General features: G+C 69.4%; 32 protein-coding genes. 3 read left to right on the top strand and 29 right to left on the bottom strand.

Annotation, left to right across the window (positions count from 1 at the left end; translation table 11 throughout):
- Positions 1–38: 38 nt before the first annotated feature.
- From ACFVYN_RS28905 to ACFVYN_RS28880, 6 genes are all read right to left on the bottom strand, one after another.
- Entirely contained in the window at positions 39–497 is a 459-nt protein-coding gene (locus tag ACFVYN_RS28905; protein WP_390003504.1) for a glycine-rich domain-containing protein, read from the bottom strand.
- 132 nt (positions 498–629) lie between these two features.
- The gene (locus tag ACFVYN_RS28900) at positions 630–824 is read right to left on the bottom strand and encodes a hypothetical protein (RefSeq protein ID WP_390003502.1); all 195 of its coding nucleotides are present in this window, start codon (positions 822–824) and stop codon (positions 630–632) included.
- On the bottom strand, positions 821–1069 hold the full coding sequence (locus ACFVYN_RS28895; RefSeq protein WP_390003499.1) for a hypothetical protein: 249 nt from the start codon (positions 1067–1069) through the stop codon (positions 821–823). Before ACFVYN_RS28895 ends, ACFVYN_RS28900 begins: the two co-directional genes overlap by 4 nt.
- Positions 1070–1147: 78 nt before the next feature.
- A complete protein-coding gene (locus ACFVYN_RS28890) occupies positions 1148–2326 on the bottom strand; it encodes a helix-turn-helix domain-containing protein (RefSeq protein ID WP_390003496.1) in 1179 nt (392 codons plus the stop codon).
- A 126-nt stretch (positions 2327–2452) separates the two neighbouring features.
- Positions 2453–3238, bottom strand: a complete 786-nt coding sequence (locus tag ACFVYN_RS28885; protein WP_390003493.1) for a very short patch repair endonuclease — start codon at positions 3236–3238, stop codon at positions 2453–2455.
- Entirely contained in the window at positions 3235–4551 is a 1317-nt protein-coding gene (locus tag ACFVYN_RS28880) for a DNA cytosine methyltransferase (protein WP_390003490.1), read from the bottom strand. Before ACFVYN_RS28880 ends, ACFVYN_RS28885 begins: the two co-directional genes overlap by 4 nt.
- A gap of 123 nt (positions 4552–4674) precedes the next feature.
- Between ACFVYN_RS28880 and ACFVYN_RS28875 the strand changes: the two genes are divergently transcribed.
- Positions 4675–5544 carry a GIY-YIG nuclease family protein gene (locus ACFVYN_RS28875; RefSeq protein WP_390003487.1) on the top strand — a complete coding sequence of 290 codons (870 nt, stop codon included), beginning with the start codon at positions 4675–4677 and terminating at the stop codon, positions 5542–5544.
- 28 nt (positions 5545–5572) lie between these two features.
- Here ACFVYN_RS28875 and ACFVYN_RS28870 read toward each other — a convergent pair whose 3' ends face one another.
- The 6 genes from ACFVYN_RS28870 to ACFVYN_RS28845 all read right to left on the bottom strand — a co-directional run bounded on the left by ACFVYN_RS28870 (position 5573) and on the right by ACFVYN_RS28845 (position 10775).
- Positions 5573–5827, bottom strand: a complete 255-nt coding sequence (locus ACFVYN_RS28870; RefSeq protein ID WP_390003485.1) for a hypothetical protein — start codon at positions 5825–5827, stop codon at positions 5573–5575.
- Positions 5824–6060 (bottom strand): hypothetical protein, encoded by a 237-nt coding sequence (locus ACFVYN_RS28865; protein ID WP_390003482.1) that lies wholly within the window; start codon positions 6058–6060, stop codon positions 5824–5826. Before ACFVYN_RS28865 ends, ACFVYN_RS28870 begins: the two co-directional genes overlap by 4 nt.
- Positions 6061–6133: 73 nt before the next feature.
- A complete protein-coding gene (locus tag ACFVYN_RS28860; protein WP_390003479.1) occupies positions 6134–7051 on the bottom strand; it encodes a GH25 family lysozyme in 918 nt (305 codons plus the stop codon).
- 75 nt (positions 7052–7126) lie between these two features.
- On the bottom strand, positions 7127–8854 hold the full coding sequence (locus tag ACFVYN_RS28855; protein ID WP_390003476.1) for a collagen-like protein: 1728 nt from the start codon (positions 8852–8854) through the stop codon (positions 7127–7129).
- On the bottom strand, positions 8854–9678 hold the full coding sequence (locus ACFVYN_RS28850) for a hypothetical protein (RefSeq protein WP_390003473.1): 825 nt from the start codon (positions 9676–9678) through the stop codon (positions 8854–8856). Before ACFVYN_RS28850 ends, ACFVYN_RS28855 begins: the two co-directional genes overlap by 1 nt.
- The gene (locus ACFVYN_RS28845; protein ID WP_390003471.1) at positions 9675–10775 is read right to left on the bottom strand and encodes a hypothetical protein; all 1101 of its coding nucleotides are present in this window, start codon (positions 10773–10775) and stop codon (positions 9675–9677) included. Before ACFVYN_RS28845 ends, ACFVYN_RS28850 begins: the two co-directional genes overlap by 4 nt.
- Before the next feature lie 284 nt (positions 10776–11059).
- Between ACFVYN_RS28845 and ACFVYN_RS28840 the strand changes: the two genes are divergently transcribed.
- Positions 11060–11326: a hypothetical protein gene (locus tag ACFVYN_RS28840; RefSeq protein ID WP_390003469.1), complete on the top strand. Its 267-nt coding sequence runs from the start codon at positions 11060–11062 to the stop codon at positions 11324–11326.
- A gap of 6 nt (positions 11327–11332) precedes the next feature.
- Here ACFVYN_RS28840 and ACFVYN_RS28835 read toward each other — a convergent pair whose 3' ends face one another.
- The 16 genes from ACFVYN_RS28835 to ACFVYN_RS28760 form a co-directional block, all read right to left on the bottom strand.
- Complete coding sequence (locus tag ACFVYN_RS28835) at positions 11333–12379, bottom strand: hypothetical protein (RefSeq protein WP_390003467.1); 1047 nt, start codon at positions 12377–12379, stop codon at positions 11333–11335.
- Positions 12380–12392: 13 nt separating this feature from the next.
- Positions 12393–13274, bottom strand: a complete 882-nt coding sequence (locus ACFVYN_RS28830; RefSeq protein ID WP_390003464.1) for a phage distal tail protein — start codon at positions 13272–13274, stop codon at positions 12393–12395.
- Positions 13275–13276: 2 nt separating this feature from the next.
- Positions 13277–15502 (bottom strand): hypothetical protein, encoded by a 2226-nt coding sequence (locus tag ACFVYN_RS28825; protein WP_390003461.1) that lies wholly within the window; start codon positions 15500–15502, stop codon positions 13277–13279.
- A 49-nt stretch (positions 15503–15551) separates the two neighbouring features.
- Complete coding sequence (locus ACFVYN_RS28820; protein WP_055512834.1) at positions 15552–15737, bottom strand: hypothetical protein; 186 nt, start codon at positions 15735–15737, stop codon at positions 15552–15554.
- An 11-nt stretch (positions 15738–15748) separates the two neighbouring features.
- Complete coding sequence (locus ACFVYN_RS28815) at positions 15749–16210, bottom strand: hypothetical protein (RefSeq protein WP_390003457.1); 462 nt, start codon at positions 16208–16210, stop codon at positions 15749–15751.
- Positions 16207–16659: a phage tail tube protein gene (locus ACFVYN_RS28810; protein WP_328361388.1), complete on the bottom strand. Its 453-nt coding sequence runs from the start codon at positions 16657–16659 to the stop codon at positions 16207–16209. Before ACFVYN_RS28810 ends, ACFVYN_RS28815 begins: the two co-directional genes overlap by 4 nt.
- Positions 16660–16744: 85 nt before the next feature.
- On the bottom strand, positions 16745–16900 hold the full coding sequence (locus ACFVYN_RS28805; protein ID WP_390003453.1) for a hypothetical protein: 156 nt from the start codon (positions 16898–16900) through the stop codon (positions 16745–16747).
- A gap of 325 nt (positions 16901–17225) precedes the next feature.
- Complete coding sequence (locus ACFVYN_RS28800) at positions 17226–17654, bottom strand: minor capsid protein (RefSeq protein WP_390003450.1); 429 nt, start codon at positions 17652–17654, stop codon at positions 17226–17228.
- A complete protein-coding gene (locus ACFVYN_RS28795) occupies positions 17647–18000 on the bottom strand; it encodes a minor capsid protein (RefSeq protein WP_390003448.1) in 354 nt (117 codons plus the stop codon). The genes ACFVYN_RS28800 and ACFVYN_RS28795 overlap by 8 nt, the downstream gene beginning before the upstream one ends.
- The gene (locus tag ACFVYN_RS28790; protein WP_355983849.1) at positions 17997–18314 is read right to left on the bottom strand and encodes a hypothetical protein; all 318 of its coding nucleotides are present in this window, start codon (positions 18312–18314) and stop codon (positions 17997–17999) included. The genes ACFVYN_RS28795 and ACFVYN_RS28790 overlap by 4 nt, the downstream gene beginning before the upstream one ends.
- The gene (locus ACFVYN_RS28785) at positions 18311–18694 is read right to left on the bottom strand and encodes a hypothetical protein (RefSeq protein ID WP_319124294.1); all 384 of its coding nucleotides are present in this window, start codon (positions 18692–18694) and stop codon (positions 18311–18313) included. Before ACFVYN_RS28785 ends, ACFVYN_RS28790 begins: the two co-directional genes overlap by 4 nt.
- A gap of 4 nt (positions 18695–18698) precedes the next feature.
- Entirely contained in the window at positions 18699–18941 is a 243-nt protein-coding gene (locus ACFVYN_RS28780) for a hypothetical protein (protein ID WP_328361404.1), read from the bottom strand.
- 3 nt (positions 18942–18944) lie between these two features.
- A complete protein-coding gene (locus tag ACFVYN_RS28775) occupies positions 18945–19949 on the bottom strand; it encodes a major capsid protein (protein ID WP_390003444.1) in 1005 nt (334 codons plus the stop codon).
- A gap of 22 nt (positions 19950–19971) precedes the next feature.
- Positions 19972–20550, bottom strand: a complete 579-nt coding sequence (locus ACFVYN_RS28770) for a hypothetical protein (protein WP_390003441.1) — start codon at positions 20548–20550, stop codon at positions 19972–19974.
- Between the two features lie 116 nt (positions 20551–20666).
- Positions 20667–20840: an Rmf/CrpP fold protein gene (locus ACFVYN_RS28765; protein WP_390003439.1), complete on the bottom strand. Its 174-nt coding sequence runs from the start codon at positions 20838–20840 to the stop codon at positions 20667–20669.
- 9 nt (positions 20841–20849) lie between these two features.
- Positions 20850–23048 (bottom strand): phage minor capsid protein, encoded by a 2199-nt coding sequence (locus ACFVYN_RS28760; RefSeq protein WP_390003437.1) that lies wholly within the window; start codon positions 23046–23048, stop codon positions 20850–20852.
- A gap of 347 nt (positions 23049–23395) precedes the next feature.
- On the opposite strand from ACFVYN_RS28760, the gene ACFVYN_RS28755 reads away from it, so the two are divergent.
- Positions 23396–23629, top strand: a complete 234-nt coding sequence (locus ACFVYN_RS28755) for a hypothetical protein (protein WP_390003435.1) — start codon at positions 23396–23398, stop codon at positions 23627–23629.
- Between the two features lie 48 nt (positions 23630–23677).
- Here ACFVYN_RS28755 and ACFVYN_RS28750 read toward each other — a convergent pair whose 3' ends face one another.
- A complete protein-coding gene (locus ACFVYN_RS28750; protein ID WP_390003433.1) occupies positions 23678–25153 on the bottom strand; it encodes a phage portal protein in 1476 nt (491 codons plus the stop codon).
- Between the last annotated feature and the right edge of the window lie 109 nt (positions 25154–25262).

Here is a 25262-nt window from a genome sequence, read left to right as displayed (position 1 = left end):
CACAGCGTGGCACAGGCCGGGGGCCCGACAGAGTGCTGTTACGGGTGGTTCGGGCTGTCCGAGCAGTTCGCGTGGCACTGCGAGCAGTCGGCGAGGTCCAGCTCGGGCCAGAACTCCATGTCGATCTCGTACCCGGCGAGGGTGATCGAGTCGACGGTCAGCGCGCGCAGAGCCTTGCCGCCGCCATGCTCCTCCTTGTCGAGGAATCCGGGCTGGTGGTGCAGGAACCGGCCGAACCGCTGCTCGCAGAACTCGGCGTACGCCTTGGTGTGGAGAAGGAAGGCGTGCCAGAAGTCATCGACGAGCGGCGAGGGGCTGAGCGGCCTGTCGGCGTAGTCGCACGCCGCGAGAAAGGCCAGCATCTGGCCGACGCCCCGGTCTGCCTTCTCCTCGGTCAGCTGCGGGAACTTGGCCCGCATGTTGTCGACCAAGATCTCTCGCATTTCCGTGCTGATCAGTGTCCGCGCGTCGGTTGTGCGCTTCTCTGCGGTAGTCACGGTGCGTATCTCCTCGTGTTGGGTGGCACTTCGGACGTGGTGCGCACCACGGCGGCCCCAGTGGCGGCCTCGACCGCGGTGGAGCCCCGCCCGCCCGGGGGGAGCAGGAAGCATCCGGGCGGGCGGGGGGCCTTATGCCGCTTCTGGTGCGGCGTCGGGGGTGGTCAGTGCCGGGCCGTTGGCGAGCGGCTCGTTGAGGTGGTTGTCGGCGAGCATGCCGAGGCAGACGAAACCGCTAGCCGTGCCGATGGCCCACAGCAGGCTGAGGACGAACCCGATCGGATCGGAGCTGCGGCACCGTAAGCCGGACGCGTGGCGGGCGCTCACGTTTCGTGCCTCGCCGCTTCGTCGCGGGCAGCCAGATGCAGGCTCAATTTCTCACGCGCCGTCAGTGGCCTGACCTTGAAGGCGTCCCACTCAGTTCCCCCGCTGATCGGGCGGAGCTGCACGCGGTCCGCCCCTAGGTACCCCATGACTTCGCCGACCTTGTTGCGTTCGAGGTCTTTTGCGAGGGTGCCGAGTTCGAGGCTTTCGGGCGGCACGGCCGTCTGATGTCTCTCCGTGGTAGCCATGCTCTGGACGCTATGAGCTGCGGTCACCGTGCGTCGATGGCACTTTTACGGAGAGGTAGACGGAAGTGCCACACAGGGTCACACAGGCAAGGCCACCAGGTCCGCTAGCTCGCGCATGTCGGGAGTCAGCGTGCGCCTTCTGCTCACGATGCGGCCGAGGATGTCGCGGGCGTAACGCTGATTCGGGAGCCATTGCGGAGAGCCAGCGCGGATCTTCTGCAAGACGTCAACGGCCTCAGCGTATTGCCGCTGCTGTGTGTAGGCGTTGGCGACGTCGAGCAGATGCCTGTTTCGGTTGTTGGAGCTGGGCTTGAGGCTGTCTGCGGGGATGCGTGACGCCAGGGTGAGCACCTTGTCGGGCTGGCCGGCCACCATGGCGTTCTCCGTACGCTTCAGGGCCACCGTGACGGGACCAAAGGTCCGCAGGAAGTCGTCTTCCGGTGTGCACTCGCGGCCCAGTGCCACGGCGGCTGAGTTAGCGAGGCGTAGGGCGTCCTCAGCTTCGCCGGGACGGTTGTCACGGATGGCGGCGGCTGACAGACGTAGCAGTAGCCAGCCCCAGGTACTCAGTTCCGCGGGCGTGGCTCGGGACATACGCGGTTCGACATCGTCGGCCCACTGCGCGGCCAACTCGCGTGCGTCGGCGAGTCTCCCCCTGCGGAGAAGAAGCCAGCACTGTGTGTTGACCGTGGCAGCACCTTGAATGCGGTCTGTGGCGTCATCCAGGGCCCGGGCGAGGGCCAACTCCGCAGCGTCAAACTGCCGCGTCTGGGTCATCAGCCACCCAGTGAGTTCGAGGAGGCGCGCGCGTAGCGGTCGGCCACGTGGGTCGATCTCTAGGAGGGTTTCGGCGTCGCGCAGGAGAGGCGGGAGGGCCGCGCCGAGTTCTACGAAGCGGTCATGCGAGAAAAGGGGCACGGCCGCCTGGAGCGCGTCTCGTACGCCTTCGAAGGTGGGCGCCTCCCCAAGCGCGTCAAGCTCGGCGGGAGCCGCGAGAGCTGCGTGGACGGGGGCCCAACGGTCAACGGTGGCGTCATCGGCTGGTGCCTCGGCGTGTTCCGCGATGAGTTGCGTGGTGGGCACTTTGAGCGCGGTAGCGAGTTGCCTCGCGGTCTCAAGGCGGGTGTCTTCTCGCTCCCCCTGCTCCAACTTGCGGACAAGCGAGAGGGAGACCCCCGAGATTTCCGCCAACTCACGTTGGCTCATGCCCCGGCGCTTGCGGATCTCTCGGAGCCGTTCACCGAAGTTGGCGCTCATGATTCGAGAGTACGGCGTCGCAGAGTAGGGCGTACTGGTTACGGAACGCGGGAAACGCCCTCGTACGGCCAAGCGCGGCCGTACGAGGACACCTTGTGGCGAGCCGCCTAGCGGACTCGGCTCTGACTACGTGCTCCTCTCCTGCCTCGCCCTCACTGCTTCGGCCACTGCTCGCGCGGCTTGCTCCGGGTCTTCGTGTTCCCACACGCGGATGACAAGCCAACCGGCGTTGCTCAGTGCCTCGTTAGTCTCGGTGTCACGTGCTCGGTTCCCGGCGATCTTCTCTTGCCAGAACGTGGCGCCCTTCTTCGCGGGCCGGTGGTGTTCAGGGCAGCCGTGCCAATAGCAACCATCGACGAAGACGGCGACACGGGCCTTGGTGAACACCACGTCGGCTGTCCGGCGCAGGTCGGGGAGTGGTCGGGTTCCCACGCGGTATCGCAGTCCGTGTCTGTGGAGCGCGGAGCGCAACAGCTTCTCGGGCTTCGTGTCCCGTCCCTTGTTGGCGGACATGACCGCTCGGGAAGCAGCGGAGGACGCCCACGAGTCGGAGGGAACGGTTTCCGTGGTCACGTAGCCGGCGGCATGAGCCATCTCCCAGGCCTGGGCCAGGTTCGCGGCGCGAGTCTCGGCGTCTACCTCGCCGACGTACCTTTCCTGTGTCTCGCCCTCTTGCGACCACCGGAGGTAGGCGCGGATGCGGCGGGTACTGCGGTACAGGCGCAGCGCGATGGACGCACGCGCGTACCGGCCCTCGCCGAGGTCGACCGCGCGCGCGAGGCGGCTGCCAGCGGCCCGGTCCTGCTCAGAAGCTCGGGCCTCCCTGCTTATCCCCGCTCGCGGCTTCCACGCACGATCGGGAGGCATCCGATCCTTCCAACGCCTCTGCCGATCGCTCGCGGCTTCAGTCACTTCCGCTTCTCCGGGTCCCCCAGAGCCCCAACCGACTTGAGAGCGTTGGCGACCGCCGTTGAGAAGGCTGTTCCGAGCTTGACGGGCACGGCGTTGCCCAACTGCCGCATCTTCTCGCCCCGTGGTCCGTCGAGGACCCAACGGTCCGGGAACGTCATCACGCGCGCGGTCTCCCGCACGGTCATGTACCGGTATCCGTCCCCGCCCCCGAAGTTGGCGAAGTGGGGATTGTCCAGCTGCATGACGGATTCTCCACCTGGCACGCCATGTACACCCGCCTTCACGGTCTTCGCGGGCCGGTCGAGCAGGTTCGGGGTGTGCCCGGTGTACATGCGAGCGCCGGGCCATCCGATGTGATCGGGGACGCTGCCTACTGGGAGCTTGTCCTTGACGGCCTCTTCCGTAACGTACGGAAGAGGCTTTCCCTCGTTCTCGTCGATCCCCGCGATAGCGTCGCGCAGCGTGCGCCACGGCTCCAGCTTCAGCTTTTCCTTGACCTTCTTGTTCTCGTAGTCGAGTTCCGGAAGGTTGGCGATGACGCGCTTGCGAACGTCAGCGGGCACCTTCTTATGCCGCTCCGTCCAGTAGGGTCCGCCCTCGCGCATGGAGTGGATTAGCGACTCCTCGGAGTGCGTCTCCTTGGGCATGAACTCGCCCCAGTCGATGCCGAGGTCGGCGCGGAACGCGACGATGATCACTCGGTTCCGAATCTGCGGAACCCCGTAGTCAGCCGCGTTGACCTCCATCTCCTTGACCATGTATCGCTCCGACAGGTCAACCGAGTCGTTTGCGATCAGCTTCTCAAGGATTTCGTTGTGGTCTTCCCACGTCGCGTCCTTGTCGCGCTCTACGAAGGGTAGACGCATCTCGTTCAAGATGTAGTTGAAGTAGGGCCTGAAGGACGGCCTAAGCAGGCCACGCACGTTCTCGCAGATGACCGCCTTGGGTTTCATCTCGCGAATGGCACGGAACATTTGCGGGAACATGTTCCGCTCGTCTTCCATGCCCTTGTGCACGCCGCCCAGGCTGAATGGCTGGCAGGGCGGCCCGCCGGCGAGGACGTCGACTTCGTCCGTGACGACATCGGTGAAGTCGATGTCACGCACGTCGCCCGGGATGAGCGGCCAACGCTTCGTCGGTTCACTAGGGTCCGGCGGGTTGCTCCTCAAGGTCTCGCAGGCCCGCTTGGCGTACTCATTCACCAGGAGCGGGCGGAAGCCCGCAGCGTGCACAGCCATCGCGAGCCCCCCGCCGCCGGCGAACAGTTCGACACAGGTCCCCACCTCTTGGCGTTCTTCTCGCAGCTCAGGCATGAGAGAAGCGTACCGCGGAGTTTATGATCATGGTGACGTATCCCGCAACTTGGTACGCATGTCCCCCAGTTGCACCAGGTAGGGTGCCCGTGATCAGCAGTTTCGTAGGGGACGGGGTGTCAGGTGGCAGACGGGTACAGCGATCAGTTCCGGCTCAGCATCACCGAGGCGCTGAGTACACAGCTGTACGCCGCCCTGAAGGAGTTGGAGCCCGCGCCCCTCACTCAGGAGAACCTCGACGCCCTCGTTGCCCAGGCCGAAAGGCTCGGTCTTCCCAGTAAGTCCGGGGTGTACCAGCTGTTTCGTCAAGAGCCCGGCAAGGAACGCCAACTCACCTATGTCGGAAAAGCTGACGAGCCGCTCCCTGAGCGGCTGGGGAATCACCTTTACAAGCTGTCCGGGCGAGAAGGTATTTCCATTGATGAGATGTCGTTCAAGTGTCTGTTCGTGGAAGAGGATCTCTCCTCGGTCTCTCCGGAAAAGATGCTCATCAAAGAGCATCTGAAAACCGGAAAGATCGTCTGGAATAATCGCGGATTCGGCAATAACGATCCGGGCCGCAATCGCGACCGAACCACGATCAAGAGCACTCATTTCGATCTTGAGTTCCCTATCGATCTCTCGCGCGAGGTAAGGGGGCTGACTCCCGGTGTCCAGTCGCTCCATGACGTGCTGTGGGAGATCAAGCGCGGCATACCGTTCAATTTCCGCTTCAAGCACTCGGCTGCCTTCAAGGAGCTGATGGTCACTGTTCCCGAAGGGAACATGACCGTAGACGAAGCGTTTCGTTTCGTCGCACAGCATCTGCCTGACAAGTGGCAGATCTGCGCTCTGCTCGGCTGGGTGATCATGTACGACGACAGCCCCACGACGTATCCGAGCGCTCGGCGTTACTACCGGTTTGAGGGGGTCTCCACCCAGACTCCGAAGAGTCGAAAGCCGGGTAAGGGCGACGCGGAAGACGGCGAAGAAGACGGCGACTTCGACGAGTAGCGTCGTACAGTGCCAGGTGTGCTCTCCTCTATCTGAGTTGGGCGAGTGCGGCGAGGATGAGACCGGCGAAGCCGATCAGGGCGCCGATGCTCGGGAGAGGCCACCGGCGGGTTTCGAGGTTGTCGACACGGGATTCGAGTTCGTCGAGGCGCCCGTCGGTCTGGTCACCGCGCTGTACGAGCAGCGCGAGGGAGCCGTCGACCCGTGCGAACCCTTCGGCCATGGTGCCGCGTAGCTTCTCCAACTCGACGGCGACCGACTCGGGCGGGGACGGCTGAGTCACGCGCTACCGCCCTGGTCGTCGTTGACCAGGCCGAGGCCGACACGGTCGAGCAGCTGCTCGACGGCGGGCAGGGCCATGACTCGCGCGACGCCGGCGGCGACGGCGAGGGCGCCCGCGACCCACGGCAGGGACTCGGGGATGCCGGACGCGGTCACGATGGCGGGGAGGGCGATGGCGAACATGACGACGCCCTGAATGACGGTGCGGACGGTGCGCTTGTTGGCGGGGCTCATGAGGGGTTCCTCGTTTCTGGGGGTGAGGGTATGGGGGCCCGCCCCGGGGCGCGATGCCGGGGCGGGAGGGGGTCTACTTGCCGTAGGCGAGGCGGTGCAGCGCGGCCCAACCCTTCGGGCCGATGGCCGGGTCGCGGGTGACGCCCTCGGCGCGGTACTGCGGGTGCTTGGTGTGGAACGCGATCACGGCGGCCTGCGTCTTGGGCCCGTAGTTGTCGGACTCGGTGACGCTCTTGGACATGAACCCGGTGGCCTTGAGTGCCTTCTGAAGCGGGCGGGCCGAGGGCTTGGCCTTGCCGGGAGCGAGGCCGGCCGGGAACTTCGGCGGGGTGTACGTCGCCGGCTCGTCGTTGTCATCGGTGTCGCCCTGGGCCCACTGGCGCAGAGCCGAGGGGGACATGTACGCGATGTTCCGGTCGACGGGGGTCGATGTGAACTGCCAGAACGTCACGGTGCGCCCGCTCGGCTTGGGCCGGGTCGCGGCCTCTGCTCGGGCGTAGGTCGCCGCTCCCCACGGGTAAGCCGGGTACCACAGGGGCACGCCCGACGGGACGTGCCCGGCGGCGATGTCCGAGGCGGACGTGTAGATGCCGACGACCTGCCCGGGGAACGCCTTCTTCACCGCGGCGATCCACGCCGAGGCGTACGCCTTGATCTGCGCGGCCGTCCGCCCCTTGTAGTTGCGGCCGTCGCTGTACGCCTCAAGGTCGAGCCAGTGCAGGAAGCTGGGACCGGCGTGCGCCTTCACGGCGGCGATGTAGTTCGCGGCCTCGGTGGCGGCCGACTGGTTCGGCCACGCGAAGTGATACGCGCCAGCGACCAGGCCGGCGGCCTTGATGCCCTTGATGTGGGTCGCGAACTTGGGGTCGTGGGTCTTCTGTCCCTCGCTCGCCTTGGCGAACGCGAAGGTGAGGCCGTCGGCCTTGAGCGCGGTCCAGTTCTGGGCGGCCTGGTACGCGGACACGTCGATGCCGCGCGAGGTGGTGCTCATACGGGGTGCCTCCTGGGCATGAAAAAACGCCCGGCGCGGTGCGCTCGGGCGTGCGGTGTGAGGGGGTGGCGCGGTCTACGCGAGGCCGGCCCAAAAGCGGTTCGCGCCGTTCTCCATCGAGGTCAAGGTGATGGACGCGGGGGCTGCGGCGACGCCGGTCGTGTAGACGCCGAACCGGCGGACCAGGGTGTAACCGAACTGGTTGGGAGGGGCGCCGGCTCCGGACTCGGCGGCGAGCAACATCGGGCCGTCGCCGGTCGTGGTGTTGTAGACCATGCGCCACATCACGTAATAGATGCCGGCCGCTGCGGAGTACGCGGCCGTGAGCGGGCTGGATATCGTGCCGCCCCCGGCGTCGTGCTCCTCGGCTGGCTCGTACGTGGCCGTTGACATGTCGCCGGTCGCGGCAACGCGGGTTCCGCTGCTGTTGTAGAGGGCGGCCCATGATCCGGTCTGGAGTCCGCCGGCGTAGCCGGTGGCGAACCACACGATGCGGTTGATGGTCGCCGCGGCGCGCAGGATGACGGCCGTTACCCGCATCGGACCCGACCCCGGGTACAGGCCGGTCGACACAGCGAGGGCCGGGTCGAACGCCCAGCAGGCGAGGCCGTGGTCTGCGGGCGACCACTCCCCCGCGAACGCGGCGGCGTCCACGTAGCTTTTGCGCGCGAGGTGGTTCGCGGTGGTCGGTGCGACGGTGCTCGACGGGATGGCAGAGAACGTCTTGGTGCCGGTGATCGTCTGCGTTCCGGCGAGCAGTACGGCTGTCCCGGCGGCCTCGGCGCTTACGTCGGTTGCGGTGAGCACGACGTCGCCGGTCTTGGTGTTGACGGACGTTACCGGCGCCGTGCCGCCTGCGGCGCCGAGGGTGAACGCGGTTCCGTCGGCCTGCCGCACCTTCAACGTGCCGGCCTCGGCCCACAGCAGGGCGCCGACGGGGTTCGTCGTGGGCGGCGTGGCGGCGTTGGCGAACGCCAGGATGCCGCCGGCTCCTCCGCCGAAGGTGGCTGCCATGGTGCCGATTCGCGCATCTGTGAACGTGGCGGTGGCATTGGTGATCAGCTCGGCGTTCTTGTTGACGGCGGTGTACTTCGACTGCGCGGTGTCCGACACCTTGAACGCGTCGGCCTGTGTGCCCGCGTAGATGACGTGCAAGGTGCCGTCCATGCGGCTGTATCCGCCGTTGTTGGCCACGGCGCCCACGTCTGCGGCGGCGAGGACGACCGCGGCGGCTGACTTGCCGTTGACGGACTGGACGACGCCCGGTGCGCCGGTCGCGCCCTGGGGGCCCTGCGTTCCCTGTGCGCCGGTCGCTCCCTGCGGGCCGGTCGCGCCCGTGTCGCCCTTGAGTCCCCGGGGACCGACCAGGGACGCGAGCCACTGGGCGATGGTCCCCACGAATCCGGCCTCGACGGCGACCTCGTACGCGCTGTCGCCGCGTACGGCGACGTAGTTCGGTGTCGAGGGGTCGGTCGGCGCGATGTCGGCGAGGTCGACCTCGGGCGCCTCGGCGGGCAAGAGGACCTGATAGACGCGGTTCATCGACACGCCCGCGAGCTGTTCGGCGACGCTGTACGACCAGTCGCTCGGGTTCATGCCGGGGGCGTCGGTGGCCGGTAGCTCGACCTCGAACGCGCCCGTGGCGTCGAGCGGGACCGTGACGGGCCCGCCGAGGATCACGTCGTACGCGCCGAACGTGATCAAGTTCGGGGCGCGGAAGACGACTTGCCCGGAGAGAGGACGGCCGTCGGGGAACAGGAATCGTCCGGTCACGCGGACGGTGGGGATTCCCTCGGGCAGCATCACACCCCCTTGTCCGGCTCGGCAACGGCGGCGGTGCCGGCGGCGGCGACGGTGGCGGCGGTGCGTACGGGGGCTTTGGGTGCCTCGTCGGCGGCGAAGGTGTTCCGGGTGTAGGCGCGGTACAGGCGGGTCTCGACGTTCTGCCCGCTGGTCTTGGCGCGGTGGCTGACGTCCCACACGACCGTTTGCAGGAACTCGACGTCGTCGAGGGGGGCCTCGATGGTGCGCTGTGTCCACGTGTTCGCGGCGACGTCGTACTCGGCGAGCGTCTGCGCGGTGCCGCCGGATGGCGTCATGGTCACCTTGACCTGTCCGCCACCGGTCCCGGCGTACGTGAAGATGACGATCACGGCGACGGCGTTGTGTGCCGGGTTGGCGCCCCACCATGCGGTGTCGTAGGTGGTGCCGGTGTAGGACTGGCGCGCGGTCGGGTACAGGCCGATGGGCATCCAGGGGCGGCCGAGGAACCGCTCGGAGTACGCGTCATCCATCACGAGCACATCGCGGTTGCCCTGGTCGCGGTTCCATATGCGGATCATCTGGCCGGCGCCAGCGGCGTCCTCGTCGCCGACGGTGAGAGCGGCCGTGCCGTCCGTGGGGCGCGCGATGCCGACGGCCCAGTCTCCGGCGGGGGTCTGGCCGGTCACGAAAATGCGGTTGCCGTTCGGGGCCAAAGCGATCAGCCGGCCCCCCTCGCCGATCACCACGTCGCCGTTCAACACCTGGTTGAGGGCGGGGCGCATCTGCGCCCGCCCGCGCAGCTGCCGTACCTCGCGTTCGAGGGCGGCGAGCCGGTCCAACACGTCCTGTGGGACGTACGTCACTGGGGGACCTCCAAGTACAACTTGGCCGTCTCGGGGCGGCCTCGCTCGGGCGGGGTGATGGACAGGCCGACGACGCGGTACCGGGCGTCGAGGGTGTCGGGGTGCCACAGGTCGCGGATGCGGAGCCGGATCGTGGCGCCGAGCAGGGCGGGCGTGATGTTCCCGCCGAGCACGACCTCGACCTCGGGTATCTGCACGGGGTTGCGGGCGGCGGTCCAGTCGGCGCGGGCGTGGGCATCGAGGGTGCCCTGTACCTCAACCGTCGTGTAGTCGCTGGAGCCGTCGAGGCGCGGCCACCCGGCGGCGATATCGGCGTCGTCGACCAGAAACGGCGAGGTGAGCGGGTAACTGTCCTGCGCCTGGTTGCTGTTGATGCTGGCGCCGCGGGACTGCCACGCGTTCGCCTTACCGGTGGCGTCGACCGGCCATGTGTAGGACAGGACCGGGCCGGGGTGGTCGAGCACGATCTCGGACGCGCCCGCGCGGATGATCGGGTGTCCGAGTTGCAGCTGCTTTACGCGGCGGCCGTCGGCGTCGCGGAACGATGCGATGCGCCACTCGAACCCGTCCTCGACGGCGGCGAGGTCGTCGAGCAGGTCGCCGATGGTCGGGAGGTCGTAGCGCAGGTACGTACGGTCGCGCGGGATGCCGGACACGGCGGTGTCGTACGTGATCCCGACGTTCCCGCCGGGGGTGTTCTGCACGTAGTCGACCAGGCCGCGGGCGATGTCGAGTTGGTCGACCTGCTCGGCGGTCTGCGTGTCGAACAACAGTCGGCGGTACAGGTAGGACTCCCACCCGCCGGCCTGAATCTGCGCGCCGAGGAACCCGCGGGAGTCCGAGGCGAGGGCGAGTGTCCACAGGATTCCGCCCCACCAGATGTCGCGCCCCCGCTCGACCCACACGGCCGTTCGGCCGGGCACGATCGCCCGGCGGGCCCGCTCCGCAATGGCGCGGTTGGGGATCGGCACGGTGCCGATCAGTCGGCCGGTCTTGCCTATGTAGTCGTCGAGGGTGACGCCCTGTACGGGCAGTGCGTCGAGCAGCTGGTCGGAGCGCAGGTCGCAGAACAGCACGCGGTACGCGGGAGTCGTCACAGCTGTGATCCCCTCCCGTACGGGCGCTCATGGCGATCAAGAAGGCGATTGGGTATTTTTAAAAGGGAGTTGGAGAACCACAGCAACGAGGACTGTGGGAAACCGCCCGGGCGGAGGCCCGGGGGTCGGAATCGGCGCCGCGTCTGGCAGTTCGGGGGGCGTCCCGGCCAAGGAGGAGTCCCAAGCTGACAGACGCGGGTCTCAGCAGATCACCAGGTAGAGCGTGGTGGTCGAGCTGAGGCTGCCCGCCCCCGGTCGACCACCCTTAGTTGGAAGGTCCGACCGTGCGATTCACATCCGGCCACGTCAGGGCACTGCTTGTGGCCTTGGCGTTCGTGTCGTCTGTTCTCGTGGGCGTGGTAGCTGGCATGCTCGCCCATCAGGACGACAAGAGCATTGCCGGTTCCGTCTTGTACGGCGGCGGCGCCTTCATCTCATGGATGACGCTTTCCCTGCTCGTCATGGGGGCGCTCGGTTGGATCAGCCTCGGGGAGAGCACCGAACCCGCAACAACGGATGCGGATCGGTCGTCGGCACGGAGCGGCGGCTAGGCGCAGTCACTGGACAAACTCCACGGTAAGTTGCCCGTCTTGCACGAACACGTCCGTGCCGCCGTTGCTGCTGACGTTCCACCCGGGGATGAGCGTGATCTGTCCGCCGGGGGTGAGGCCGTCGCGGTAGACGCGCCGCGAGGCGATCACACGGCTTGCCTGCGCCGAAATGCCGTTCAACGCGCCGTGTGCCTCGGTGTACGCGCCGGTCGCCCGCCACGTCATCCACGCGGTTGAGGCCGAGGTCGAGCGGTTGGACACCTGCCCGCCGACCGTGACGAACACTGCGCCGGACGGCGGCACGGTGAAGGTGATACGCGGCCACGCTGCGGCGGTGAAGTCGACGAACGCGCCCGTGGTGGTGAGCGGCGCGGCCGTGACCTGCTTCGTGCTCATGGGCCGTGTCGGCGTCGCCGGGTACGCCTGCCACGCCTTGGCGGCGGCGTTCCAGCGTTCCAGTCCGGTGCCGTTGTCGCGGTACTGGCCGTCGTACGCGCCGTTGAAGGCGAGGCCGTACCCGCGCGGGATGATCCCGCCGTAGGCGGAGGTGAAGCGGCGCCGGTCGCCGAGGGCGGACGACCAGGGGATACCGCCCGTGCCCGCCGAGGCGCCCGGGGGCACGGTCACGTCCCACAGGCGCAGACAGGCCGAGGGCATGCTCGGCGCGGTCGGGGTCGCCGCCCCTGTGCCGCGGATGATCTCGACGGTGGCGAGGTTCTGGCCGGCCTGGTCGAACAGTTGGTCGTACACCCGTAAGGCGACGGAGTCGATACGGGCGAACTGCGCCTCGCCGTCGGTGAACGTGAGGACCGTCGGGGCGTCGACCGACACCGGATAGGCGCCCTGGGCGTCGGTGCCCTGCACCTGGGCGCGGCCGACGCCGATCTGTAGGGACATCGCCCCGGCGCTGGTCGCGGCGAACGGGTTCCCGCCGGCGATCACGCCGTCGCGGGTGCGCATCTCGGACTCGGGCGCGAAGGTGCCGACCGGCGTAAGGCGGGTGTCCTCGCGAGTCTGCGTGAGCGGCAGCAGCCATGCGGAACGCACGGTCACGGTGGGGTTCTCCTTACCAGTAGGCCGAGCGGTAGCGCACGGTCGCCGACGCCGTCGGGTCGTTGCTGCCGGGCGCGGCGCGGAAGATCAGGTTCGTGATGCCAGGGGCGAGCGTGAACGTCTGCTCGGGCACGCTGCGCGAGGTCGCGGTGTAGATCCGCGAGGCGGTGCCGTTGAGGACGACTGTCCCCGCGAGGGTGTCGACGGTGAGCACGTCGCCGGCGGCGAGCGGGGTGTCGTACTCGACCGCGTCGCCCGTGCTGAGGCTGGTCAAGGACGGGCGGGTCACCGGTCCCCGGAACTCCACGATGGGGTGGGTCTCGGCGTCGCCGACGTTCATCGTCGACAGGGCGCCGGTACTGCCCGGATTGCCGAACGGGAGCGGCCACGACAGCGGCCACGACAGACCGGCCTCGGACATGGGCAGGGTCGCCGACACGGTGCGCTCGGCGAGTTCGTACCGGCGCGGGTCGGTCGCCTGCCACTCGATCGCCCCGCCGGTGATGGTGCCGAGGCGGTACCCGAGGCCGGCGGGGACCGCGCGGCGGGTGGCGCGCGCGTAGGCGAGCAGGGGCCCGCGCTCGTCGAGCCAGACGACGAGCGGTTGCTCGTCCTCGACCGGCGCCGTGCCTGCGTTGAGGGCGGCGACAACCGCGCCGATCGTGGCGCGCGGGGCCCGCACGAGCAGGCCGTCGAGGGTGACCGTGCGGGCCTGTGCGAGCAGCCGGCCGGGGAACGCGCCGTGCGCGTCGGACCGCGCCACGGTCCCGGAGTCGAGGGCGGGAAGGTCTTCCCAACCCCCGATCGAACGCCACCCGTAGGGGGTGCCGGGGCCGAGCAGCAGCTCGCCGTATTGCACGTGCCCCGGACGGGTCACCTGGTCACCAGCGGCCACGGTCACCCCCTCGCCTTGGCCAGCCACGCGAGCGCGCGGGCGTTGTCGTCGGGGGTGCCGTTCTCGGCGGCGTGCCAGTGCTCGACGTGCACCAGGGCGCCGCCGGTCGAGGCGGCGGCGAACGGTGAGCCGTACGCGCCCGCGCCCGCGAGGGCGGGCGAGAACGTCGGGACGGCGGGCGGGGTCACCAGGTTGCGCATGGTGCGGTTGAGGGCGCCCGCGCCGCCCTCGATGCCCTTGACCACGCCGGCGGGTATCCACCGGCCCACGTCGCGCGCCATGACCTTGGAAGGTGAGCCGATGCCCAACGCGTCAGCGATCGGACCGGGGATCATGTTCTTCGCGAAGCTGATCAACTGCGACTTGAGCCAACTGCCCATCGACATAACGCCGTTGAGCAGGCCGCGAACGATGTCCTTGCCCTTGTCGACCAGCAGCGAGCCGAGGTTCCCGATTGCCGAGGAGATACGGCCGGGCAGTCCGCGCGCCCACGCGATAGCCTCGCCCGCCTTGGTGACGATCGAGTCTTTGAAGCTGCGCAGTGCGGACACCGCGCGGTCGCGCAGCTGCCCGGCGAGCGGGGCGAGGGCGTTGTACGCGCGGCCGGGCAGTCCCTTGATCCAGTCGACGGCGGCAGTGATGCCCTTGCCGACGAATTCGCCGATCCTGGTCGCGGCCTCGCCGATCAGTTTCCCGGCGTTCGAGACGGCCGTCTTGGCCAACTCCCACGCCTTGCCGAAGTCGCCGGACAGCAGGGCGACGATGGCGCCGATGACGGGTACGACCACCTGCTCGATCACGGCGGCGAGGCCGTTCGCGAGGATGCCCGCGAGCGCTCCCACCAGGCCGATCAATGGCTCAATGACCGGCATCAGGGCGTTCAGGACGCCGATCAGCAGTTCGCCGATAGCGGGCAGCAGCGGGGCGAGCGCGACGAGGATTTCACCGAACGCCTCGCCCACCGTGGCGAGGGCGGGCGACAGGGCGACGATCAGCCGCGCGAGGAGCGGCAGGACCGTTTTCGCGAGGTCGCCGAGGACAGCGGCGAACGGGGCGACCAGGCCGGGCAGTTGCGCGATGATCGGCCGCAGCCCGCCCGCGAGGGCGTCGACCAGCAGTTCGACGACCGGCGCGGCCTGGGCGATGACGTCGCCGATCGCCGTCAGAAGGGGCGTGACGGCGGGCAGCAGCGAGGCGACCAGCTCGCCGACCACGGGCAGGATCGGCGACAGGGCGTCGATCAGGACGCCGAACGCGTCCGCCGCGGCGGCGAGGACGGGGCCGAGCGCGTCGACTATCGGCTGTAGGCCGTCGCCCAGTGCCTTGACCAGCCGCGCGAGCGGCGGGCCGAGCGAGGCGAGGGCGGGACCGAGGGCGCCCGCGAGGGACGACACCAGGGGGCCGAGCGCGCCCGCGAGGGCGGACAGGACCGGCCCGCCGGCCTCGGCGAGGGCGCCGACCAGACCGCCGAGCGCGGGCAGGATCTCGCCCACCGCGCCGAGCAGGCCGCCGAGTCCTTCGGCCGCGCCGCCCGCGCCGGTCGCGACGCCCTCGAAGAACCCTCCGAGGCCGTCGCCGACCGCGCCGAGGCCGGTCGACAGTGCGTCGATGACGGGCCCGGCGGCCTCGACGGCGGCGACCAGGCCGGGCATGGCGCCCTTGGCGAGGGCGCCGATGCCGTCGACCAGGGGCTCGACCAGCGGGGCGACGCCCTCGAACAGGGCGCCGATCTGCGGGGCGAGGTCGTCGAAGATGCCGCCCAACTGGTCGGCGGCGTTGACGAACGGCTCGACCAGCGGGGCGGCGAGTTCCTGCATTCGCCCCTTGACGTGCTCCGACAGGTCGGTAAACGCGCCCTTGACCTGCTCGTTCTCGGCGAGCACTTTCGCGCCGAGGCCGATCACGGCCAGCGGGACGGCGGCGAGCGCGCCCGCGGCCACGACCGCGCCGCCGGCGAGCAGCTTGGTACTGGTCGCCGCGGCGCCGAGCAGGGGGCCGATACCGGCGAGGCCGCGCCCGGCGTCCGCGGCGCCGTCGCCGATGCCGTCGCCGAGGGCGCCGCCCATCTCTGCGCCGGCGGCGACGAACCGGCCGCGTAGGTCCCTGAGCCGGCCGTCGGCGTCGCGTTGGAGACCGGCGAGAGCGGCCTCGGTGCGGTCGACTCCGCGCTGTGCCCCGGAGTCGTCGAGGTCGATATAGCCGGTGAGTTCACCGATGGTGAGGGACAAGGGGCACCCCCCACCGGGCTGTTCAGTTGTTATTCAGTTGTCGCGCTGATCACCGCCCTGTGAGCCGGGCGATTTCCTCGGGGTCCGTCACCACGCGGGGTGTATTCCGCCACGTGTGCGCGAACCGTGATTCGGCGGGAAGTCCGGCCAGCAGCACCAGGAACCGGCGTGTGGAAAGTGTCGCCAACTCGGCGGCGCCGAGGCCGTATTCGCGGGCGAGGTCGGATTCGACCACGCCCCAGTTGTTCAGGACCGCTTGCCAGAATTCCGCAGCTTCCCCTTGCCCTTGGGCCGGGGCTTGGCCGGGGTCTTCCGCGCCGGTGCTTTTCCCTTGGCGGCCTCGCGCTCGTCGTACAGCTGCGCGGCGCGTTCCATGGAAATGGTGCCCGGGTCGGCGACGTTGGCCGTCGACCACAGAAGGACGATGCCGAGGTGACGGTCGGACATGCCCGCCTCGGTCCAGTGGTCGACCGCGTCGGGGCCGAACAGGGAGCTGAGCAGGCGCCGGATGTCGTCGGGGCGGGCGGAGTGCTGCACGCGGTGCAGCTGGAGAGTGAACAGCGCGGGCAGGGCCGGCGGGAGGGTGTACGTGCGGCCGTACAGCCTGAGTGGTACGCCCTTGCGTTCCGGTTCGGCCTGCTCGGCGAAAAACGCGTCGAAGTCGGCGACCTCGGGGGCGCCGTCCTGGTCGAGGGCGGGCTCGGTCATGTGGTCACCACCGGGGCGGTAGTCGGGGCGCCGCACCGGGTGAAGGTGCAGCCCCAAGAGGTCTTGGCGTTCGTCTCGCCGCCGCGCTCGCCGGGCGTGACCGTGCATTCCCACACGGTCCATTCGGTCTGCGAGGTGTGGCGGTAGCGCATCGTTCCGCGCGACGCCTCGCCGAACCGGTACGCCCACACCTTGTCGACGTAGTCCTGTCCGGGGTCGCGGGTGCCGGATGTCGCGCTGTACTGGCCCGACAGTTCGATCGTCGCTCCGCGCTGCATGACGTCCTGTTCGTAATAGCCGTCGCTGTCGAAATCGGTCGTGTCGGCGGTCTCCTCGTTTTCGCCGGGATTCTCGTTCCAGCTGGTGAGGTTGCCGATGCGCGCGAAGGTGTTCGCGGTGTCGGTCTCGACCTCGAATTCCCAGCCGCGGGCGTCGATGGGTCGCCCCATTTAGGTTTATCTCCCTAGGCATAGAAAAAGCCGGAGCGACAGGAGTCGGCCCGGCTCTTTCTGGCGGATTCGGATTGACGCGCGGTTAATTGCTGCCATGGCGAGTGAAGATGATCTCAAGCACTCGATAGGCGCGGGAACGCACCGAGGGATTGGGGTGCGCAATCGCCGCGAGGATTACAGCGCTGATGATCGCGCTCATGAACGTGAGCGGCGCAATGGCCGACAGGGTTTCTGGCATGCGGCAAAGGTAACGCAGCCGTGCCCCGAACGCTGCGCGGAAAAAGTCCGAAGCCTCGCGCGCGCGCGAATTAAGAATTAATTCGAAGAAGAATTAACTGGAAATTGAATGCTTGATATTCTGGAGAGATCGAGCAATTGATATTTTCGAAAACTCAAACAGAGTAAGCATTGTAATCTAGTCACGCGCGCGCACGCGAGGGCAAGCGTTCGCCGAAAGTTGGCGGAAAAGTGCTGCATGGTTGGCCATGATTGGCTTGATTGTGCTGTGTGAGGGTCGTGATCACGATCGGCCGGGTCGGTAGAGCGAGGGTGTCTCACTCGCTCTACGCGGCGCGGTGGTCGGTGGGGGCCGACACGTCGAGGTCGAAATTCACGACGTGTTCGTGTCGGCCGGAGGAATCGGGGCCCATCGGGGCCGGGGTGCCGCGCGCGGCGGCGAGCACAAGCCACGTCCCGTCGGCGAGGGCGACGCCAGCGAGGCCGTGCAACGCGCTGTAGATCGCCCAGCAGCGGCGGCGGGAGACGCGCGGGTCGGGCCCGCCGCGCACGCGTACCTGTAGGCGCGGGGTGTCGTAGGCGTTGCGGGTGTCGGGCGCCTCGCCGTCGTACAGCCACAGGGCGACCGCGGCATCGGGCGCGGGCGGCATGGCCTCGACGAACAGATCGCCGGTCACGCCCTCGGGGTCGTAGGTGACCAGGCCGCGCGCGGCGAGCAGCTGGGCGACGCCGTCGAGCGGGTCGAGGTCAGCCACGGAGCGACCTCCGCAGCTGCGCCGCGATGATCTCGGCGACCGTGTCGGCCTGCTCGGTGAGCGGGCGTTCGAGGTATTTCGCCGAACGACCGGCGTCGTGCCGGTAGTTCAGTTCCTCGTGCTGCCTGATCGCGTACGGGGTGTCGTACGACACGGCGGCCGTGAGCGACGACTCGTCGACCGTGGCGACCCCGGAGCGTTCGAGGGTGGCCTCTTCGATCGGGACGACCTTCCGCGACTCGGCGAGGACGTGTTCGGCGGCGATCCGCAGACCCCGGACGGCCCCGGCGCGGGTGCCGCGCATGGCGGCGGCGCCGTTCCATCTCAGGCGGGCGCGCTGGGTCACTCGGCGCTCACCTCCGTGCACTGCGGCACCGGGAGGCCCGGCGCGGTGTGGCGGGCGACGCTGATCGCCTTGGTGGTACGGCCGTCGGGGAGGGTGATCCGCGACTCGGCCGGACAGTCGAGGCCGGGCTCGGCGATGATCTGCGCGGTGGATGTGACCTCGCGTCCCTCACGGTCGCGCACGGTGCGGATCTTCTCGGCGACCAGGGCGGGCACGTCCTCGACCGGCGGGCCGTACCGCTGGCCGTACGCGCTGTCGCCGAGGTACGGCTCGACGGTGATCCGGTGCGGCAGCAGCCATGCGGGGACATTCACCAGATCACCCCCGGCAGCAGTCCGGCGCGCGTGAGGGCGCGGTGCGCGCGGGGCGCGAGGTCGACGTCGCCCGCCGCGGCGGGGGTGTCCTTGCGTCCGGACAGGGACACGGGGCCGATAGAGACGCTGTCCCACCGTCCGGCCGCGCCCGTGCCGTCGTCGCCCGTGGCCGCCCAATACTCGATCTGGGCCCGTACCGCGTCGGCGAGCGCGGTCACGACGGCCGGCTCGGTCGGCATGCCCGCGTCGTTGACCCGGTAGACGGCCGTCAAGAGGGCGTCCTCGACGTCCTCGGACGCCCGCGCGAGCAGACGGTCGGCGTCCGCTGGGGGCGGCTGACCGGTCCACACCTGCTCTGGGGTGGCGTAGACACGGCCCACCGGATCACCCCTTGGAACGGGGACGGCCCGCGGGCTTGGTCGCCTGCGGCCCGTTCGGTTCGGTCGTGCCAGGGTCGCCCGGCGGGTCGCCGTCGGCCTGCTCGCCGTCCTCGGCGGTGACGGTGTAGCCGTGGCGCCGGAAGTAGGCGACGGCGCCCTCGCTGTCGGTGGTGGCCTCGCCGTCGACGAACCACACCCCCGCAACGCATCCGTTGAACTCCCGTACGGGAGTGGTCACCTGGTACATGGGTCACCTGACCTTGAGGTTGCGGAACACGGACGCTGCCTTGGTCGCCTTGAGGACGACACCGATCGGGCCCATCTCGACCTCGCCCCGCTTGACCGCGCCCGCGCCGGTGAAGTCGGGGAGCCACGCGTTCACCAGCTGCCCGCCGACGGTGGCCACTCCGTGGAAACCGTCGAGGCCGATCCGCACCGCGTACAGGTCCGTGAGGCCGGTCGCGGCGGTGCCGCCCACGGTGCGGTTCTCAATCGGGATGATCGGCGCGGAGCTTCCGGCCTTGTCGCCGGGGTCGACGAACGTGATCCCGCCGTAGCTCTCGCGCACGATGGGGCGCCCGCCCGCGCCGATCAGGCCGTCGACCGGGTCGCGCGTGTACTGCCCGGCGCGGCGGGCGAGGGCCCGTACGCGGGCAAGGGCGGTGCTGTTGCCGATCACCAGGGACGGGGCGCCGTCGAGCAGGGAGAGCCATTCGTCGAGGACGTCGAGGGCCTTCTGTTCGGCGCGCGGGTCGGTGTCGAAGTCCGTCCAGTCGGTCACGGCGCTGAGGCGGAACTCGGTGCTCGACCCGGACAGGGCCTTGTCGAGGCCGTCGAACGAGTCCTCGTTCGTCGCCACGTCGCCGTTGATCACGGCGTCCTGGAACGTGGTCCGGGCGTCCTTGATCTTCTGCTGCATGTTCAGCGTGACGGCGTTGGACGCCGCCGCACCGATGCGGGCGATCACACGGTCGACCTCGAACGACCCACCGAGTACGGCCAGATCGACGCTGTACCGCTGCGTCTTGACCTCGCTCGGCGCGTACTCGGTGTTCAGCTTGCGGAAACTGGCCGTCGGCTGGGTGACGAGCCGGCGGTACGTGTAGGTGAGGGTGTCGCCGTCGCCGGCGGGGTTGACGACGTCGTTGAAGATGAGCGAGTCGAGTAGGACGGATTCCTTGCGGAACTCGTCGATGACCGTCACGTCCACGTCATCGGTGGCGTTGTTCTTGGCCTCGTCGAGGGTTACGGGCATGGGCGGTTACTCCTGTCGTGGGTCAGCCGGCGAATCGGGCGGCGATGGCGTCGGCGAGGGTGGCGGGCTTGCGGTCACCGGTCGGTGGCCCGTTGAACTCGGCGCCGCCGCGGGTCGGGCCGGTGCCCGGTGCGACGGCGAGCCGCGGATTTGCGGTGACGGCGGCTGTGATGGCGGCCGTCACTGCCGCGGCGTCGTTCGGGTCGACGGCGGCGAGCGCGGTCATGGCGGTCTGGCTGTCGAGCAGGGCGACCGGGTCGGCGCCGGCCGCAGCGGCCGTGCGGTAGACGGCCGACTGAACAGCCGCGGTACGCGCGGCGGCCTGGCTGTCGGTGATCGCGCGCTGTGCCCACTGGGGCAACCGGCTGACGTCGCCCTCGGCGACCGCCGGCGGCGCGGCTGGGGTGACCGGCGCGGGCGGCGCGGGCGGTGCGGTCGGGGCGGGCGGTGCGGGGGCCGGGGCCGGTGCGGCCGGTGCCGGGGGTGTCTCGGCGGGCGGCACGGCCGGTGTCGGCGGTGCGGCGGGGGCGGGGTTGGTGACGGGCGCGGGCTGCTGCTCGCTCTGTCCCTGGGCGCCGGTCTGGCCGTTGTCGGTGGTCATCTGGGGTGCCCTCCTGGGCTGGTGAGCCCGCTCCCGGCGGGCGTCCGGGCATGAAAAAAAAGGGGGGCCCGCTCCCGCTGGGCCCCACTGGGGGGTGGTGCTGTCGGTGGTGTGTGCTAGTCGGCGGCGCGGTCCTGCTCCCGCGCGCGGCGGGCGGGCGCGTAGCCCTTGCCCCACGCCGTACGGAGGATCGAGGTACGCGGGTACGGGCAGGCTGTCGGCTCCTCGCCGGTCTCGCCCGCCGTCCGGCCCTTGAGAATCGCCTCGGTGATCTCCGCGCGCGTGCCCACGTCGCCCCCTTATCGCTTTTGCTGCTCCTTGGACTCATTGAACCGGGCATTGGTCGCCCATCGCTGGGGTTGGCCGGTGGCCTTCTCGATGAACTCGGCCTGTGTGAGGCGGCCGTGTTGGGCCCACCACCCTTTGAGTTCGTCGCTCGCGTTGGCGTACGCGATGCGTGCGGGACCGCGGAACAGGCTCTGTGCGGACCAACCGGCGGCCTGCCCCTTCTTGTTGAGCAGGTAGCCGTTACAGTCCTCTTCCGCCTTGAGGAACTGGAGATACACGTACTCGTCATACATCTCCCGTGCCTGTCGGCGGGTGATCCGAGGCTCGTCGTCGTGGTCGTCGTCCGGCGCGGTGCCGCCCTGGTCGTCGCCCACGGCGGCGGCCCATACGACGTCGTCGGCGAGGGCGCCCCACCCGTCGGGGTTCGCCGCGGGGGCGAGGGCGTCGGCGAGGGCGTTCGTGTCGGCGAGCAGGTCGTCGGCCGGGTCGCCCGTATCCGCCGGCTGCGGCATGCCGACGGCGTCGCGCCGGTCCATCTCGGCGGCGATCCTGAGCATTTCCTCGCCGGTCGCGTACGGCATGCACCATGCGAGTTCGTCGTTGCCGACCTCGGACAGGTCGGCGAGCAGCTGCCCGCCGGGGAACAGGCGGGCGAGCAGGTCACGGCGCGCGGCCTCGGCGGTGAGCAGGGCGAGCGTGTCGGGGTCGGCGACGCGGGCGCGCTCGGCGAGGTCGTGCGCGGACAGGCCGACCAGATCCGGGGACACGCCCGGTAGGCGGGTGGCGAGGTCGCGCCGGTCCATCTCCGCCATGACGCGCAGTGCGTCGGCGTCGTCGAGGTGGACGAACGCCCGCGCGAGTTCCTGGTCGCTGAACTGCGTCAAGTCCTCGGCGAGGGTGCCGCCGGGACGGACGCGGGCGAGCAGGTCGTCGAGGTCGCGGCGGTCGGCCTCGGCCTCGATCCGGGCGCGGGCGCGGTCGTCGAGCAGTTTCGAGCGCACGGCGGCGGCGAGGTCGTCGTCGCTCATCTCCCGTACGGCCCGTTCGTCGCCCGACCACACGCGCGCGGCCTCGACCTGCTCGGGCGTCGCCTCGGTGCGCTGCTCGGGGAGGTTCGAGGCGCCCGGCTGCTCGCGGTGCCGCAACCGGCGTAGGTCGGGGTGCGCGGCGAGGTGGTCGCGCATGGCGCCCTGCCACTGCCTCACCTTGAGGCGTGCGGCGCGCTGCGCCTCGGGCGTGACGGCGGCGGCCTCGCGCCGCTTGTGCTTCCTGATGTTCCGCTCGATCGCCCGCTGTCGCTGCCCTGCCTCGTAGCCGACGGGATCGCTCTCGGCCTGCTCGGGCACCGTCAGACCAGGGGTGTACGCGCTGACGCTGTGCCGGCAGTTGGGATGCTGGAACCCTGCGAGGCGGGCCTCGTCGAGGGTGCCGGCGACCTTGACGGGGATCATGTGGCCGTCCTCGACGGCGTGCTCGACCTCGACCGTGCGCTCGCCGGTCGGGCCGACGATAGCCAGTACGCGGCCCTCCCACGGCCGGCAGAGGGGGCACTCGCGCGGCGCGTCCGACACGATCACCAGGTCGATACCGGCGTCGGACAGGGTCCGCATGTGCGCCTCGGTCGCGGCGCGGCCGACGGATGTCCGTACGGCCATCTCGGCGTAAGAGGTGAGCTGCCAACGGCGGCCCGCGCGGTCGACGAACGACCGAATGCCCTCGTCGGCGAACCGGCGCATGGCGTCCTGCGTGGCCTGTCGGCGGGTGCCGGTGCCGAGCAGGGGCGTTGCGGTGACCTCGGCGACGATCGCCCGGAACCGGTCGACGACGGCCCGCAGAATCGAGCGGTGCGTCGAGGTGACCAGGTCGACCGTTTCCTGTGCGAGCCGGTCGACGGCCTGTGCGTTCGGGGTGACGTCGTCGACCAGGGCGCGGGCGTCGTCGGACAGGGCGCCCAACTCGGCGACCGCGGCGCGGTGTCCCTCGTTGTACGCCTCGGCGACCACGTCGAACACCTCCAGCTCGACCGCTTTCCCCAACTCGTCGACAACGGTCTGTGAGGCGCGGCGCAGCTGCTGAATGGCGGCGAGCTTGCGCTCGGCCCACCCCGGGGCGTCGAGACCGGCGGCGAGCTGCCGGGCGATGATGCCCAACAGGCGGGCCTCGGCCTCGGCGTACAGGTGGCGGGTGCTGGCGGCGAGGTCTTCGACCATGCCTGGATGGATCGCCACAGCACCCCCAAGCATCCTCGATGAACCCAATACCGGTTCGGACGCCCGCATACCGAGCAACGGCGGAGGCACGAAGCCATGACGGATGGAAGCAAGAGAGGGGGTGGCCCGCGTACATACAGGTAGTGGGCCCATTCTGGGCCCAAAATGAGGGTTGTTCACTCGAAAGTGTGATGAAAAATTGCCAAAATGGCGAAAGACCGTACAGCCTCCGCCTCCAGCTTGGCTAGACCCTCCCGGAATATGCCATCCGGTCGAGTGAACGCGCGATCCGCTCACGCGGCGACAGCTCTAGCGTTCGATGCAACGACTACGCGAAAGCGGGAGCCATGGCCGAGTACTTCACCGTCAAGATCCGTCGCATGGGCGTGAGCCTTGGGACGGTCAACGCTTCAGGTGCGATCGCGCTCATAGCAACGGGCGTCGCGCACACTGGGGCGCAGATCGCCGGGGTGGTGATCATTTCTGTATCTGCCCTGGCGCGAGACGCGGTGATCGCACGCATCCCCGGTCGCCGTGATGACAACGACACTCCGCCGAGGCCGCACATTGCATCGGTCTAACATGGAGTTGAGGAATGCGGGGCACGGAGCCTAGGGCACCGTGCCCTTTTACATGGGGAAGTTACCAACGGGGTCGGGCGCGGCTGCTCCGGTCTCGGCGAGGATCGCCGCGACCTCGGCCTTTACGGCGGTGTCGTCCCACGTCGGGTTGAGGATTTTCACCTTCGTTGCGGTCGATACGGCCCCGGCGCGGGCGAGCAGGTCGAGGGTTGTCGCGGTCGCCTGCTCGCTCTCGGCGACGCCGTCGCCGAACTCGACCCGTGGCCGCACGGGCGTGATCCTGCTACCGAACAGCTTCGCGTCGAGCAGCAACAGGACGAGCACCATGTCGGCCACGCCGTGTCGCCAGTACCCGGCTTTCTTTCGGCGGGTCACCATCGAACGGGCGTCGCGGCTGTCGACCTCGGTCGCGGTGACCGGCTGTCCCTCGCCGTCGAGGCCGAACGACTGGGGCGAGTAACCGGCATCCTGCGCGGCCTGTCCCATGATCGCCTGTGTCGTGGCGCGGTGCTCCTCGACCCGTATATCGAACTGGGCGAGCGTGATCCCGGGGCCCTCGTTGGGCGGCATCTTCAGGCCGTGCCAGACCTCGCGGTCGTCATCGAACGACGCCCCGCGCCCGGAGCCCTCGTTGCGCATGTACCCGTCCGGGACGATCAGGCGCGCGCGGGCGAGGCGGATGTCGCGCATCCAACTTGTCCACGTCTCGTCGAGGGCGTCGAACAGGTCGTAGATCGGAGCGGCGTAGTCGCTGCGCCCGATCGGGCTCCCCCTGTGCAGCCGGTTGGGCAGCATGTTGGGCACGTACGCGGCGGTGAGCTGCTGAATGCCGGTCGTGATGCTGTCGCCGTCGGCGTCGAGGCTATCGACCAGGTCGGCCGTGTCGGGGTGCTCGGTGAGCGGCACCCGGGAGCCGAGGTTGTCGCGGCTCCCCTCGTACAGGGCGTGCACGATGCGGCCCGGCTCGTGGCGCTCGAAGTGCCGCCACACGGTCGACTCCGTCGAGCCGGGCAGTTCACGCCAGAAGTTGACGGCGCGCAGCATGCCGAATCGCCACTCGGGTACGGCTCCGTCGGGCTGCATGACGGTGAGCAGGGGGCGCGGTACTAGGTCGCGGTCCCACGTGACCCGGAGGAACACGCCGGACAGGGCGGCGGCCTGCTCGGCGGCGCCGAGGAACACCTGTTGTGCGCGGCCCTCGTCGAGCAGCTGGTCGAGGCGTTCCTGTGTGGCGGTGTCCTCGACGGTGATCGTCGGCATGTCGGCGAACAGCAGGTCGGCCGAGGTCGACGCGATGTCGCCGGCGAGGGGGACGTGTAGCCGGTGGTCGCGCCCGTCGCTGCGGTGCTCGAACGACTTCCGGCCCCACAGGCGGCGCCGCTCGGTGGGGCGCTTGTGGTTGCCGTATACGCGCGCGAGGCGCTGCCGGTCGCCGCTGTACCACGCGTCGTCGATACGCATCGCGTCGTAGTACGGGGCCCACGCCGGGGGCGGCCACGCTGCGCCCGGGTCAGGGAGTGCCATCGTCGCCCCCTTCCTGTGCGGTGGCCTCGCACGCGTCGGCGGCGCGGCGGAACAGGGCGGCGAGGGCGGGGCGTACCAACTCACCGGGGGCAAGGTTCAGTTTGCCTAC

The organism is Streptomyces sp. NPDC058307, assembly GCF_042880295.1.
Lineage (GTDB): Bacteria > Actinomycetota > Actinomycetes > Streptomycetales > Streptomycetaceae > Streptomyces.
The sequence above is the reverse complement of the archived record's forward strand: the minus strand, read 5'-3'. Positions and strand labels throughout refer to the sequence as shown.

Coding starts and splice junctions, on each gene's coding strand:
- ACFVYN_RS28860 (WP_390003479.1), bottom strand. CDS start 7,051: ATGAGCACCACCTCGCGCGGCATCGACGTGTCCGCGTACCAGGCCGCC.
- ACFVYN_RS28780 (WP_328361404.1), bottom strand. CDS start 18,941: ATGTACCAGGTGACCACTCCCGTACGGGAGTTCAACGGATGCGTTGCG.
- ACFVYN_RS28865 (WP_390003482.1), bottom strand. CDS start 6,060: ATGAGCCCCGCCAACAAGCGCACCGTCCGCACCGTCATTCAGGGCGTC.
- ACFVYN_RS28760 (WP_390003437.1), bottom strand. CDS start 23,048: ATGGTCGAAGACCTCGCCGCCAGCACCCGCCACCTGTACGCCGAGGCC.
- ACFVYN_RS28755 (WP_390003435.1), top strand. CDS start 23,396: ATGGCCGAGTACTTCACCGTCAAGATCCGTCGCATGGGCGTGAGCCTT.
- ACFVYN_RS28805 (WP_390003453.1), bottom strand. CDS start 16,900: ATGCCAGAAACCCTGTCGGCCATTGCGCCGCTCACGTTCATGAGCGCG.
- ACFVYN_RS28855 (WP_390003476.1), bottom strand. CDS start 8,854: ATGCTGCCCGAGGGAATCCCCACCGTCCGCGTGACCGGACGATTCCTG.
- ACFVYN_RS28880 (WP_390003490.1), bottom strand. CDS start 4,551: ATGCCTGAGCTGCGAGAAGAACGCCAAGAGGTGGGGACCTGTGTCGAA.
- ACFVYN_RS28770 (WP_390003441.1), bottom strand. CDS start 20,550: ATGACCACCGACAACGGCCAGACCGGCGCCCAGGGACAGAGCGAGCAG.
- ACFVYN_RS28815 (WP_390003457.1), bottom strand. CDS start 16,210: ATGACCGAGCCCGCCCTCGACCAGGACGGCGCCCCCGAGGTCGCCGAC.
- ACFVYN_RS28890 (WP_390003496.1), bottom strand. CDS start 2,326: ATGAGCGCCAACTTCGGTGAACGGCTCCGAGAGATCCGCAAGCGCCGG.
- ACFVYN_RS28810 (WP_328361388.1), bottom strand. CDS start 16,659: ATGGGGCGACCCATCGACGCCCGCGGCTGGGAATTCGAGGTCGAGACC.
- ACFVYN_RS28750 (WP_390003433.1), bottom strand. CDS start 25,153: ATGGCACTCCCTGACCCGGGCGCAGCGTGGCCGCCCCCGGCGTGGGCC.
- ACFVYN_RS28895 (WP_390003499.1), bottom strand. CDS start 1,069: ATGGCTACCACGGAGAGACATCAGACGGCCGTGCCGCCCGAAAGCCTC.
- ACFVYN_RS28775 (WP_390003444.1), bottom strand. CDS start 19,949: ATGCCCGTAACCCTCGACGAGGCCAAGAACAACGCCACCGATGACGTG.